Source organism: Streptomyces sp., assembly GCF_031178505.1.
Taxonomy (GTDB): Bacteria; Actinomycetota; Actinomycetes; order Streptomycetales; family Streptomycetaceae; genus Streptomyces; species Streptomyces gulbargensis.
On the sequence record NZ_JAPSIW010000134.1, the window covers coordinates 1 to 11,961 of the forward strand.

At 69.7% G+C, this 11,961-nt stretch carries 11 protein-coding genes and 3 pseudogenes; 4 read left to right on the top strand and 10 right to left on the bottom strand.

What is annotated here, in order from left to right:
• A partial coding sequence (locus RIF68_RS12315) for an IS5 family transposase (protein WP_309051241.1) occupies window positions 1-485 on the top strand: 485 nt, incomplete at its 5' end.
• A 1,060-nt stretch (window positions 486-1,545) separates the two neighbouring features.
• A pseudogene (locus RIF68_RS36480) lies at window positions 1,546-1,746 on the top strand (IS481 family transposase); the annotation flags it as partial.
• Window positions 1,747-1,906: 160 nt separating this feature from the next.
• Here RIF68_RS36480 and RIF68_RS12320 read toward each other — a convergent pair.
• From RIF68_RS12320 to RIF68_RS12330, 3 genes are read right to left on the bottom strand one after another with little or no spacing between them, the layout of a single operon-like run.
• Entirely contained in the window at window positions 1,907-3,241 is a 1,335-nt protein-coding gene (locus tag RIF68_RS12320) for an MFS transporter (RefSeq protein WP_309051242.1), read from the bottom strand.
• A gap of 47 nt (window positions 3,242-3,288) precedes the next feature.
• Window positions 3,289-4,299 (bottom strand): PDR/VanB family oxidoreductase, encoded by a 1,011-nt coding sequence (locus RIF68_RS12325; RefSeq protein WP_309051243.1) that lies wholly within the window; start codon window positions 4,297-4,299, stop codon window positions 3,289-3,291.
• A gap of 1 nt (window position 4,300) precedes the next feature.
• The gene (locus tag RIF68_RS12330; RefSeq protein ID WP_309051244.1) at window positions 4,301-5,434 is read right to left on the bottom strand and encodes an aromatic ring-hydroxylating dioxygenase subunit alpha; all 1,134 of its coding nucleotides are present in this window, start codon (window positions 5,432-5,434) and stop codon (window positions 4,301-4,303) included.
• Window positions 5,435-5,544: 110 nt separating this feature from the next.
• Here RIF68_RS12330 and RIF68_RS12335 point away from each other — a divergent pair, with 110 nt between their 5' ends.
• Complete coding sequence (locus tag RIF68_RS12335) at window positions 5,545-6,129, top strand: PadR family transcriptional regulator (RefSeq protein ID WP_309051245.1); 585 nt, start codon at window positions 5,545-5,547, stop codon at window positions 6,127-6,129.
• A gap of 252 nt (window positions 6,130-6,381) precedes the next feature.
• Here RIF68_RS12335 and RIF68_RS12340 read toward each other — a convergent pair whose 3' ends face one another.
• Together RIF68_RS12340 and RIF68_RS12345 are read right to left on the bottom strand one after the other, a co-directional pair.
• Window positions 6,382-7,269 (bottom strand): alpha/beta hydrolase, encoded by an 888-nt coding sequence (locus tag RIF68_RS12340; protein ID WP_309051246.1) that lies wholly within the window; start codon window positions 7,267-7,269, stop codon window positions 6,382-6,384.
• The gene (locus tag RIF68_RS12345) at window positions 7,266-7,823 is read right to left on the bottom strand and encodes a quercetin 2,3-dioxygenase (protein WP_309051247.1); all 558 of its coding nucleotides are present in this window, start codon (window positions 7,821-7,823) and stop codon (window positions 7,266-7,268) included. The genes RIF68_RS12340 and RIF68_RS12345 overlap by 4 nt, the downstream gene beginning before the upstream one ends.
• A gap of 107 nt (window positions 7,824-7,930) precedes the next feature.
• On the opposite strand from RIF68_RS12345, the gene RIF68_RS12350 reads away from it, so the two are divergent.
• Entirely contained in the window at window positions 7,931-8,374 is a 444-nt protein-coding gene (locus RIF68_RS12350; protein WP_309051248.1) for a MarR family winged helix-turn-helix transcriptional regulator, read from the top strand.
• A gap of 45 nt (window positions 8,375-8,419) precedes the next feature.
• Here RIF68_RS12350 and RIF68_RS12355 read toward each other — a convergent pair whose 3' ends face one another.
• The 5 genes and pseudogenes from RIF68_RS12355 to RIF68_RS12375 all read right to left on the bottom strand — a co-directional run.
• Complete coding sequence (locus RIF68_RS12355; RefSeq protein ID WP_309051249.1) at window positions 8,420-8,548, bottom strand: amidohydrolase family protein; 129 nt, start codon at window positions 8,546-8,548, stop codon at window positions 8,420-8,422.
• A gap of 203 nt (window positions 8,549-8,751) precedes the next feature.
• A pseudogene (locus RIF68_RS12360) lies at window positions 8,752-9,378 on the bottom strand (amidohydrolase family protein); the annotation flags it as partial.
• Window positions 9,379-9,425: 47 nt separating this feature from the next.
• Window positions 9,426-10,631: an MFS transporter gene (locus tag RIF68_RS12365; protein WP_309051250.1), complete on the bottom strand. Its 1,206-nt coding sequence runs from the start codon at window positions 10,629-10,631 to the stop codon at window positions 9,426-9,428.
• A gap of 200 nt (window positions 10,632-10,831) precedes the next feature.
• A complete protein-coding gene (locus tag RIF68_RS12370; protein WP_309051251.1) occupies window positions 10,832-11,626 on the bottom strand; it encodes an IclR family transcriptional regulator in 795 nt (264 codons plus the stop codon).
• Window positions 11,627-11,763: 137 nt separating this feature from the next.
• Window positions 11,764-11,961: pseudogene (locus RIF68_RS12375) on the bottom strand (hypothetical protein); the annotation flags it as partial.

Sequence of the window (11,961 nt, forward strand, 5' to 3'; positions counted from 1 at the left end):
CACGTGCGGGCCGCACGCAGGGGCCCAAAAGCGGGCCCAGCCCGGTCGACCGCGCACGGCCGGGCAGCAAACACCACCTCATCGTCGACGGACAGGGCATCCCGCTCGCGGTATCGCTGACCGGCGGAAACCGCAACGACGTCACCCAACTCGAACCGCTGCTCGACAAGATTCCCGCCGTCGCGGCCCAGGTCGGCAGACCCCGCCGACTCCCCGATGCACTACTGGCTGACCGCGGCTACGACCACGACAAGTACCGTCGTCTGCTCTGGCAGCGAGGGATCCGCCCCGTGATCGCGAAACGGGGCGAGCCGCACGGCACTGGCCTGGGCATCTTCCGCTACGTCGTCGGGCGCACGATTGCCTGGCTCCACGGCTTCCGCCGCCTGCGCATCCGCTGGGAACGACGCGACGACATCTACGAAGCATTCCTTGGCCTCGCCGTCTGCCTGATCACCTACCGCCACGTCCAACGGCTTTGTTAGGACCTCTAACGCGGTGGTGCATGCCGACGGCGTGACCGGGTTCGAACTGAACGCCGGTGCGGAGGCGGGTAGCGGTGGCGGTGCACGATGCCAGTCGTCTCCCGCCGCGGCCCCTACCGATGGACCCGACCAGGCCGGGCGGCTTCGGCTGGCACCTGGTGCAGGACCTGTCCGCGGATGTGTGAGTCTAGATCCACGGGGCGGGCAAGACAGTGACGGCCGTCGTTCCCTGTCCCACGGGCATCAGGAGACAGGGCTGAAGGCGGGACCGGATGCTGACGCGAGCGTGTCTGCCGGGTGCCGCACGCGTTCACCGAGTGACACAACAGCGCACGCGCTTTGCGCCAGTTTTCCCGGCGAGCACGGAGCGGCTGCACCCTCACCGGCTTGAACCGGCCGATGATGGGCGGCTCGGCTCCGGAATCACCTGGCCGCGGCGCGACCAGCCTGTACCTTACGGCGAAAGCGGGCCCCGAGTGCCGGGCGATGCCCGGGCAGTACGGAACAGTGCCGCTGCGGCAGTACGAGCTCTTGGTCCCGAGGGGCAGACCAGGGTCGTCGGTCTCGGCCACGGAAGGGCGCGCCGCCGAGGCGTTGACACAGCCCCGACGCCAGGCACGGAAGCCGGGGATGCGGACTGCACGGACCCAGGCGTGGGGCGTCCGGGCCGGTGCACGCGTCACCTCTTTAGTGCTGCAATTCCTTTCTGGCTGAGCTTGCAAAAACCGCCCGATGCAGTCAATTCCGTCTCCATCGGAGGCGACGCCGGCACCGAGGTCAACCCTCAGCTCCCCGCAGCGTCACCCGCGCCGCCACGTCCGAGACTTTTCCCCAGCCCTACCGGTTCGCCGGCGGCTTCCAGGGACCCACCGACGCATGTGATCCACATGGCGTCCGCCTCCTTGAGTACGGGCACGGTGACCAGCTGCGGCCGCCGGCTGCCCCCCAGGGGGACCGCAGTAGTGGCCCGGAGAAGGCCGGAGCGCTGTCCGACCAAGTCGCGATCTTCGGCCGTCGAGAAAGGCGACCGCCATCTCAACCTCGCCGGACTTGGCGACGCCGGGCGCGAGTTCGGATCGCTGACCAGGGCGTAACCCGCATCGAGCGAGTCGCGACCGACAACGGTGGTCTGCTACCGCGCTGAGGCATTCGCTGGGCCCTGCTCGGGTCACGCCATCAGCGGATCACCGTGCACCCTCGACACAACGGGAAGGTGGAGCGATACGACCGCGTCCTTACCGAGGAGTTCCTCCAGAAGCGCTCGCGATCTGGAGTAGTGTCCTGGCCTCCTGCTGGCATCCGGTGCTGATCCGCCGGATCGTGGACGGTGGCAACGGAGTTCTTCACCGTGTCGAAGACGCCGGTGCCGCGTATCCACTCGTTCACAGCCTCGTGGGCGGCTTCCTGCGCCGGACAGTGGGTCAGGCGGCGAGTGTCTCTTTCGCCGTGGGGGTGGACTCGGGGTCGTGGCGGCGCAGGCCGACGAGGACGAGTGCGCAGGCGGCGACCACGATGGCGGCGCCGACGTAGAGCTGTGTGGCGGAGGCGCCTGCGTCCTTGAGCATGCCGGCGATGGTCGGGGACAGGATGGCGCCGATGCGTCCCATTCCGAGTGCCCAGCCCATGCCGACGCTGCGGAGGTTGGCCGGGTAGAGCGGCGGACCGACGGTGTACGCGCCCGCGATGCAGCCGTTGATCAGAGCACCGACGACGACGCCGATGCCGAATCCGAGCCACAGGGCCGAGGTGCTCACGATGAAGACGATCATCATGGCGGCCGAGAGCAGGGAGAACCCGATCAGCACCACCCGCGGCGTACGCACCCGGGCGGCGACGCCGTAAAGGACCGAGCCGACCGTGCCCCCGATCGAGATCGCCATGCCGGCGGTCACCGCCGCGCTCTCGGAGAGGCCCTCCTCCACCAGGAGCGTGGGGGTCCAGCTGTTGACGAAGTAGAAGCCGAACATGATCGTGACGAAGACGAGCCAGAGCAGGATCGTCGGGGTCAGCAGCTGCTTGAGCCATCCCGACCCGGCCCGTTCGGTGTCCAGCCGGGTGGCGGCCGCCCGGTCGAGGTCGGCTTCCGTGACGGACTCCATCCGCATGCGGGCCAGTGTCCGGTTGATCCGCTCCAGCGCGCGGTTCGGACGGCGCTGCTCGAGGAAGGCGACCGACTCGGGCAGGATGAGGGCGATGACGATCAGGGCGAGCAGGGTCCCGACACCGCCGGCGTAGAAGACGATCCGCCAGTCGCCGCCCACGGTGGCCTTGGCGACCAGGCTCGCCGCGGTGGCGCCGATCCCGTACCCGGCGGTGTAGATGCCGATGGCAAGACCGCGGTTCCTGGCGTTGGAGAACTCGCTGGCGATCACGTTGGTGCTGGCCAGGATGGAGCCGACACCGATGCCGGTGATGAAGCGGGAGACGCCCATCACGGTCACCGACGGTGCTGCCGCGGCGCCGAACATGCCGATCGTGCCGAGGGCGAGGCTGATCAGGATCAGCGGGCGCCGGCCGATGAGGTCGGCGAAGGGGGCGAGCAGCATCGAGTCGATCGCCATCCCGATCAGGCCGACCGAGACGAGCAGGCCGAACTCCGAGCCGCTGAGCGCGAACTCCTCGGTGACGGACGGCCCGGTGAAGGCCACCGCCATGACGTCGAAGCCGTCCAGGCAGTTCATGAAGGTGCACAGCGCGACGATCAGCCATTGGTAGCCGCTCATCGGTGCCTGCGAGATGCGTGCGGTGATGTTCATGGGTGTCCAGGTGGTGAGGGACCCTGCGGATCCGGTGGCGCACCGGCTCAGGTGAGGCGGAGGGAGAGGACAGCGGGATCTCCCGAGCCGCTGCCGGGTGCCACCGCTCGCGAGACGCACAGGCACAGCCTGCTCGAGCGCTCCTTCTGGGACTCGCTCAGGAAGACGTCGCGGTGATCGATGGTGCCGGTGGAGCCGACCACCTTCGCCAGACACAGCCCGCACTCGCCCTTGCGGCAGTCCGAGAGCGTGTCGACCCCGGCTGCCTCGAGGGCGTCGAGGATCGAGGTGTCGGGTGCGACGGTGATTTCCCGGCCGAGGTCGGGGAGGCGTACCAGGAACTCTTCGGCCGGGTACCGGCCGCTGGAACCGAACGTCTCGAAGCGCAGGTTGGTCGCCGGCAGGTCGTGCCCGGCCCAGCTCCGCGAGATGGCGTTCATGAGCCCGATCGGGCCGCACATGTAGAGCTCGGTGCCCGCGGCGGCGGGTGTCCGGGCGATACCGGCGATGAGGTCGTCGACCACCAGCGAGGTGCCCTCGTCGTCGACGTGGACGCGCACGCGGTCGCCGTGCTCGGCGACCAGATCGTCGACGTAGGCCATAGTGGTGCGGCTGCGGCCGATGAGCACCAGCTGGTAGTCGGCACCGCGCCGGCGCAGTGCGGTGGCCATGGCGACCAGCGCGGTGACGCCGATGCCGCCGGCGACGAGTACGTAACGGGTGGCACCGACCGCGAGCGGGAAGTTCTGCAGCGGCCCGGTGACCGTCATCTCGTCCCCGACCCGCAGCCGGTGCATCGCCGCCGAGCCACCGGACGAGGTGGGGGAGAGCCGCACGCTGAGCATGAGGCGGCGGCCGCCGTCCTCGGAACGCACCACGGAGTAGGAACGCACCCGGCGGACTTCGTCCCCGGTCTCGATCTCGACGTCGATGTGCGTGCCGGGCGCGGCGTGCTCGGGCTGCTCGGGGGCCAGGACGATGCGGCGGATGCCGTCGGCGACGTCGGAGACCTCGACCACCCGGGCCCGCTGCCAACGAGTCTGTGTCTGCACCGCCATCTCAGGCCCCCTGACCGGCGGCCGGCGCGGAGGAGGGGCGTCCCTCGGCCGCGAGCATGCGCTCGAGGATCTGGCGTACCCACATCCCGCCGGCGTCGATGTTGAGGCTGTAGAACTCGTGCTCGGGGTTGGTGTCGATGGCGCGCTGCTGGGCGCGCAGCATCTCCTCGTCCTCACCGAAGACCCCGTGCACCGCCTGGCGCAGCTGGGTGGTGATGGTCTGGCTGTCCAGGCGGTAGTTGCGCATGAACGCCCAGAAGTAGTGGGAGCTGCGGTCGGTCTCGGGGGTGATCGTGTTCATCACGTACCCATTGACGCCCTGGCTGCGATCCCCCTCGGGCGCACCGGTACCCGCCTTCGCCACACCGACGTCGATACGGATCGTGCCCGGCGCCTCGAACGCGATGATCTGCCAGCGGTCGACCTTGCCGGAGAAGCCCGGGAACTTGTCCCGCATGTTCTTCAGCCAGAACGGAGGGGCGTCGATGTCGCGCATCCACCGGGTGACGGTCACCGTGTTGCCCTCATGAGTCACGTCGAACTCGGCCTCGGACAGCTCCTCCTGGCCGATGCTCGAGGAGTGCACGAACTCCTCGTGGGTGAGGTCCATGAGGTTGTCGAGGATGAGCTGGTAGTTGCAGTCGGCGTGGATCGTCTCGCCGTCGCCGGCCCAGGCCGGGTCGTCCATCTGGTGCATGTCGGGCACCGTGGCCGGATCGGCCAGGTCCGGATCGCCGACCCAGACCCAGACGTACCGGTAACGCTCGACGACGGGGTAGGAGGGGACCACCGCGCTGGGATTGATCGTCTCCTGCGCGGGCATCCCGGTGCAGCGACCGGTCGCGTTGTAGCGCAGACCGTGGTACGGACACTGCAGCTCGTCGCCCAGGATCTTGCCCTTCGACAGCGGCGCGAGCCGGTGCCAGCAGGCGTCCGCGAGAGCGACCGCGCGGCCCTCGGTGTTGCGCCACAACGCCAGCGGTACGCCGGCGACCGTACGGGCCAGCGGCTGCTTGCCGGTGACCTCGTGGTCCCAGGCGGCGACGTACCAGGCGTTGCGGGGGTGGTTGAAGATCTTCGCGGTGGCGGTGGCCGGTGGCGCGGTGTCCGTGGGGAGGTGGGCGGTGCGGGACATGAGAACTCCCTATGGAGAGAGGTATGTGTTGCGCGGGCCACAAACTAACTATCGATATAGTGAGATGGCAATAGCCGGTAGCCTGAGAAATCTCGGAGGGGGCAAGTGCCTTGTCACTGCGTTACGCGCTGATCGCGCTGCTCACCGGTCGTCCGATGACCGGCTACGACATCTCGAAGAGCTTCAGTCGCTCGGTGGCCCATGTCTGGCACGCCCCGGACTCGCAGATCTATCCCGAGCTCAACCGGATGGAGCGCGACGGGCTGCTCACCTCGGTCGAGGTGCCCTGGGGCAAGAAGGGGACGAAGAAGGAGTACCACGTCACCGATGCCGGCCTCGCCGACTTCCGGGAGTGGATGGGGTCCCCGCTGGCCCCTCAGCGGCAGCGCGACCCGGCGTATCTGAAAGCGGCCTACTTCGACTTCGCCGAGCCGGCGTCGGTGCGTGAGCAGCTCCGGCAGCAGCAGGCGTACTGGGAGGAGCAGTTGAGCTTGCTCGAAGGAACCCGGGCCGCGCTCGTGGACCGCACCCACCCCACCCTGGCGGCCCGCCTGTCCAAGCTGACCGGGCGCGAGGCCGAGCTCGCGGTGCGCTACAAGGTGTACGCCTACGACGGCCTCATCGCCCGCGCCCGCACCGAGCTGGCCTGGATCGCGGACGGTTTCGCGCTCGTCGACGAGCTGCACGACTCCTGAGTCCATCGCCGAGCTGTCGTTTCGGCCCCGCCTGCGGACAGCTGGCCTTTCCCGGATGCACCCTCGTTCGGACCGAGCCGGACAGAAGCGTGTGCATCAGACGATCTCCATCCCGGAGACCTGCCCACACCAGCACGCGAGGTAGGGAATCGCCTCGGTCGGCCCGGGCAGGCGCCGGTTCGGCACGGTGGAGGTCACCGTCTGCTGAAGCCACAGGCCCGAGTGCGGGGCACCCGGAACGGCAGGCGTCCGTCAGGCCACGAGGCGATGGGCGAACGCCAGGGAGCGGGTGAAGAGCTCCTCCACCTGGTTGTCGGGCAGCCCGTGCCAGCCATGGTCGGCGCCCTGAACCGTCCACAGCTCGACCGACGACCCGGCTTTCTCCAGCGCCGAGGCGAGGGCTTGACTGTGTGAGCAGTCCACCATGGTGTCCTCGTCTCCGTGGACGAGCAGGAACGGTGGCGCGTCGGCGTGGATGCGGGCGAGCGGGCTGGCCACACGGGCACGCTCCGGGGCGGCGGCCGGGGCCGTGCCGAGCATGAGTGCCTCGGGGGTGGCGGCGTCCTCGGGAGTGAAGCAGCCCCGTGCGGTGGTGAGGTCGCTCGGTCCGTACCAGACCACGGCGCCGGCCAGCGGCGGGTCGGCGTGGGTCAGGGCGAGGAGAGAGGCGAGATGCCCGCCAGCGGACTCGCCCCACACGACCGTTCTGCCGGTGTCGATGCCGAGTTCGGCGGAGCGCAGAGTGAGCCAACGCAGGGCGGCGCGCAGATCGTCGAGGGGGGCGGGGAAGGTGCCCTCGCCGCTGAGCCGGTAGTCGACGCAGGCGACGGCGAGGCCCGCTGCCGCGATGCGCGCGAAGGGCCGGGGAGACCATTGGCGGGTGCGCATCCCCATGTCGTCGCGCCGGCCTCGTCGCCATGCGCCGCCGTGTACGAACAGCACCAGCGGAAGAGGGGCTGTCCGGGGTGCTCCGGGCAGCCAGAGATCGAGTTCCAGGGGTCGGCTGCTCTCGACTTCGGCGTACGGCACGCCGCGCAGTTCGTTCACGCCGGGCTCGCTCGGGGCGGCGGGCGGCAGTGGAGCGTGGTCGGGGTGAGGTGCGGCGATCAGTTCCCGCAGTGAGGGCCCGGTTGCCGTCATCGGGTCCGCCACTGGTGGTCCGGCAGGAAGCGCACGTCGTACTGCTCGGGGACGCTGGCGAACTTCTGGGGGGCCGGTATGACGGGTTGGTGCGGCAGACCGAGCGCCTCTGCGGGCGCGCCCAGGTTTTCGAAGAACCGCTCGAAGGTGCCTCCCGGTCCGGAGGCGACGCCGACGACCTGGCTGTGATGGCGCTCCATGCGGTAGGCGTGCCGACAGTTCTTGGGTACGAAGCCGAAGTCGCCGGGTGTGAGCAGCTTCTCCTGCTGAATGCCTTCCGTGTCCTCGACGAACAGTCGGACGGCGCCCTGGGTGATGTAGAAGACCTCGTGCGTGTCGGTGTGCAGGTGGGCGGGGATGATGTCGCCCTTGGGGCCTTCGACGGTGAAGAAGTTGAAGGTGTTCTCGGTCTGCTCGCCGCCCGCGTAGATGGTGATCAGATCGCCGAACAGGTGGGCGCGGTCCCCTTCGCCCTTTTCTATGAAGTACGGCTTGCCGGGCTCCGGGGGAATGCGCGATGCCTGCCGGTAGCGGGTGGCGTACTCGATGGTCATGCCGTCTCCTCGGGTCGATCACGGGCGATTTATGTCAGGCACCCTGACATGAGAGGGTGGGGGAATTCAAGCGCTCGGTCCGAGCCCGGCCCCGTAGTGAGGAACAGATGCAGTCCACCCGCCGCAACCTCCCTCAGCTGCTCGGCGAGGCCCGGCGCTGGTTCGAGGAAGGGCTGTCGGCCGCCATGGAAGCAGCCGGAGCCGCACCGGTATCTGCGACGCAGGCCCAGCTCTTCGCCGTGCTGGACGACCAGGGCACCACGGTGTCCGAGCTGGCCCGGCGCATGAGTGTCACCCGGCAGACCGCGCACCAGGCCGTGCACGGTCTGGTCGCCGCCGGACTGCTCGAGCAGGTCCCGCACCCCGCGTCGGCCCGGCAGCGGCTGATCCGGCGCACCCAGGAGGGAGAACGCGCGCACCGGCAGGCCGGCGTCGTCCTCGAACGGCTGGAGGAGCAGCTCGCCGAGCGCATCGGCCGTGAGGCGGTCGACGCCCTGCGGGCGACGCTGGAGACGTCGTGGGGGCGGCCGCCCGCGCCGGGCTCACCTTGAGGCCGCCGCCGTGGTGCCGGTTTCCGTACCGCGCGAGAGCGCTGATCAGAGGCCCAGCAAGCGCTGGGCGTTGAGGTGGCAGATCTTGGCGCGGTCGGTCTCGCTGATCGGGGCGGTCTCGATGAAGCGGACGGCCTCCTGGTTGCTCTCCAGGGGGTAGTCGGTGGAGAACATGATGCGGTCGGCGCCGAGGGCGAGCAGGCTGCCGAGCAGGGGGCGTGTGCACAGACGCCGCTGGTGGTGATCATGATGTGGTTGCGGATGTAGTCCGAGGGGCGTGGCTTGGCCAGGTGGATGCCGCGTTGGTTGAGGAAGCCCCATCGGCTGTCGAGGCGCCACAGGTGGCCGGGGAGCCCTTCGCCCATGTGGCCGAGGATGAGGGTGGCGCCGGGGAAACGGTCGAAGACGCCGCCGAAGACGATGCGCAGGGCGTGGGTGGCGGTCTCCAAGCCCCAGCTCCACATCGGCCCGATCAGTTCCTCGTGGCCGCGCAGACTGTGCCACACGTCGTAGGAGCTGGCAGGGCGCAGGTAGATCGGCACGCCGAGGGCCTCGGCGCGCTCCCACACCGGCCGGAACCTGTCCGCGTCCAGGTACTCGCCGTGCGTGTGACCGTTGATCAGGGCACCTCGCAGGCCGAGTTGGGTGACGGCTCGTTCCAGCTCGGCCGCGGCGCCTTCCGGGTTCTGCAGGGCCAGTGCGGCGAAGCCGGAGAAGCGGGTCGGGTGTCTGCGGGTGATCTCGGCGAGGAAGTCGTTGGCCTCGGCGGCCCGTTTGACCGCCACGGCGGTGTCGGTCTCGGCCTGGATACCGGGGGCGGTCAGGGACAGCACCTCCATGTCGATGCCGAGCTCGTCCATCTGGGGCAGCCTGACGTCGGTGAAGTCCAGCAGCCGCCGCATGGCGGCATCCCACTGGGGCGGGTCGAACAGAGCTGCGGCGGGCAGGCTGTAGTGGGCGAGGGCGGCGGTGGTGAAGTGCTCTTCGATCGCGATCTTCTTCATGGCGGGGGTTCTCCGGAGTGAGAGGCGCGGCTTCGAGGGGAGAGGGTTCAGCCGGCTGTGGCGCTGTCGGCCGTGCCGACAGCAGCGGTCGTCCGGTGTTGGGTGAGCTGACCGAGCCGGCTGGTGGGGACGGCGATCGCTGCAGTGGCGCCGACTGCGGCGGTGGCGGCGAAGAAGTAGAAGTTCCATGCCAGGCCCAGTCCGGAGTCGAGGATGCGCCCGCCGAGCGAGGGGCCGGCGATCGCGCCGAGCCGGCCGACGGACAACGACCACCCGACGGCCGGGACGCGCAGTTCCTCCGGCATGCAGCCGATCAGGTAGGCATTGACGAACGCCTGGCAGGCCAGCAGCCCGAAGCCGCACAGGAGCAGGCAAAGGTACAGGGCCCAGCTCGCTGGACCCCGGCTCCTCAGGAAGGCGCCGGTCACCACGCGCTTGGGGCCGAGCCGGTCGGCGAGCATCTCTCCGGGCACCATGCCGACGCTCGCGCCGATCCACGACAGGCAGGTCATGGTCAGGGCCGAGCCGATGGAGAAGCCGCCGCTCTGCATGAGCGTCGGCAGCCACGTGCTGAAGCCGAAGATCAGCAGCAGCCCGCAGAAGGTCATCACCCAGAACAGCAGCGTCGTGACGACCAGCCGGCGGTGGAGCAGCGGGCCGAGCCCGAGGAACCGGTACCTGGGCTCCGATGCGGCGGGCGGTCGCGGGGCAGGCAGCCCGAACCGGGCAGTGGTGCGTGCGGCTTCGCCGGCGCGGCCGGTACGCACCAGGTGCAGCGGGCTCTCGGGCAGACGGAGGAAGGCCCACGGCACCACGGTGAGCAAAGCGGCCGCACCGACGAGGTACAGCACCCGGAAGGAGTCGTCCGGCAGCAGCCACGAGCCGAGGAGTGGTGCTCCGAGGGAGCCGACGCAGGAGCCGGCCATCGTAAGCGCGATGTTGCGGGCCCGTACGTGCGGTGCGGACATCTCGCCCACCACGGCGGTGAGCGTGGGCAATACCACGCCCAGACCGATCCCGGCGAAGAGGCGGGACGCGGCGAACACGCCGGGCCCGTCGGCCAGGGCGGAGCCGAGCATGCACAGGGAGAAGAACGACAGGCCGCTCAGGAGCAGTCGGCGTGTGCCCAGGCGTCGTCCTGTGGCCCCGGCAATGCCTGCGCCGATCAGCATGCCGGCAGCGACGAGCGATCCGATGTCGCCTGCTTCTTCCTTGGACAGGTTCCAGCCGGGCTCGCGCAGGAGGGCTGGCAACCCCGTACACGGACAGGTCGTAGCCCTCGAACATCGCGATGAGGGCGGTCATGAGGATGAACAGCCGGACGGTCGCGGGGCGTTGTGGGGCACGGCGTCTTGGAGACGGTTTCGCCTTCATGACGGGGGTTCCTCGGGTCTCGGGACCGGTGCGGGAGGAGGACGCGGGAAGCACGTGCCCGGAGCCGAGCGCCGCGTCGTCACGGTGTCGGCTCCATGACACCGAAGTCCGTTTCGATGCGGTCCCTGGCCTGCGACAGGGCGTCGGTGATCGCCTGTTCGCGTCCGGCGAAGCGTTGCGTCGGGGTGGGCACACTGATGGCGGCGGTGCCCCAGGCCGCGGTGCGGATGGCGACGCCGGCCGCGCAGATACCGAGGGTGTGCTCCTCGCGGTCGAAAGCGACGCCGGTGCGTGGGATGTCATCGAGCTCGCGGCGCAGCGCGGGGTGGGAGGTGAGGGTGTGTGGGGTCTCGGCGGTGAGCCGGTTCGGTACGGCGTGCTCGAGCGCGGCCGCGGGGAGGGTGGCGAGCAGTGCCTTGCCGGGGGCGCAGCAGTGCAGGGGGAAGCCGGTGCCGACCGCGCTGACCGCGCGCAGCCGACGGTCGGCGACGACTTGGTCGACGAAGACCACCTGCTGGTCCTCAAGGACCGACAGGTCGACCGTTTCCTCGAGAAGGCGGGACAGATCCTCGAGATAGGGACGTAGGTCGATGATCATCGCTGATCGCACGGAAGCGGCCATGCGGGGAATCTCGGGACCCAGCCGGTACCGTCCGCGGGTGCCGGCAACGGTCACCAGCCCCTCCGCCTCCAGGGCGCCGAGAATGCGATGGACCGTGGACTTGGGGAGGCCGATCCGCTCGACCACCTCGGCCTGGGTGAGGCCGGACGGGGCCGCCTGGAGAAGGCGCAGTGCCTCCGCCGCGCGTGCGATGACCTGGATGCCGCCCGCGCCGGCGCGCCCCGGCCTGGTGTGCTCGTCAACCGCTGTCATGGCATGAGTTCCCTTCGTCCGTCGTGTCCCGGACAGCCTGCCGCATGGGGGCGGTCCGGGTGTCACGGCGTCCGTGCAACTCCCTTCTCCCGGTCTGGGATTCTTCCGGCAGCTCGGGCAGCGCTCGGGGCGTCGTCTCAGGTCTTGCGGTCCGGCAGGCCGAGGAGCTGTTCGGTCTCCTCGACCCCGGCGAGAGGAAGGTCCAGGTCGCGGGCGAGGGCGATCGCCCGGTCGACGAGGCAGCGCAGCAGGCGGTCGAGCTCGGCGAACAGGTCCTGCTCGGCCGCCAGGTTCTCGGCGACGGCCTCGACGACGAGGCCGGCTCCCGCGACTGC

Bases quoted from the DNA above. Each gene is read 5' to 3' on its own strand.
- RIF68_RS12345 (WP_309051247.1), bottom strand. From the start codon at position 7,823: ATGACCATCGAGTACGCCACCCGCTACCGGCAGGCATCGCGCATTCCC.
- RIF68_RS12325 (WP_309051243.1), bottom strand. From the start codon at position 4,299: ATGGCGGTGCAGACACAGACTCGTTGGCAGCGGGCCCGGGTGGTCGAG.
- RIF68_RS12370 (WP_309051251.1), bottom strand. From the start codon at position 11,626: ATGACAGCGGTTGACGAGCACACCAGGCCGGGGCGCGCCGGCGCGGGC.
- RIF68_RS12350 (WP_309051248.1), top strand. From the start codon at position 7,931: ATGCAGTCCACCCGCCGCAACCTCCCTCAGCTGCTCGGCGAGGCCCGG.
- RIF68_RS12340 (WP_309051246.1), bottom strand. From the start codon at position 7,269: ATGACGGCAACCGGGCCCTCACTGCGGGAACTGATCGCCGCACCTCAC.
- RIF68_RS12355 (WP_309051249.1), bottom strand. From the start codon at position 8,548: ATGTTCTCCACCGACTACCCCCTGGAGAGCAACCAGGAGGCCGTCCGC.
- RIF68_RS12320 (WP_309051242.1), bottom strand. From the start codon at position 3,241: ATGAACATCACCGCACGCATCTCGCAGGCACCGATGAGCGGCTACCAA.
- RIF68_RS12330 (WP_309051244.1), bottom strand. From the start codon at position 5,434: ATGTCCCGCACCGCCCACCTCCCCACGGACACCGCGCCACCGGCCACC.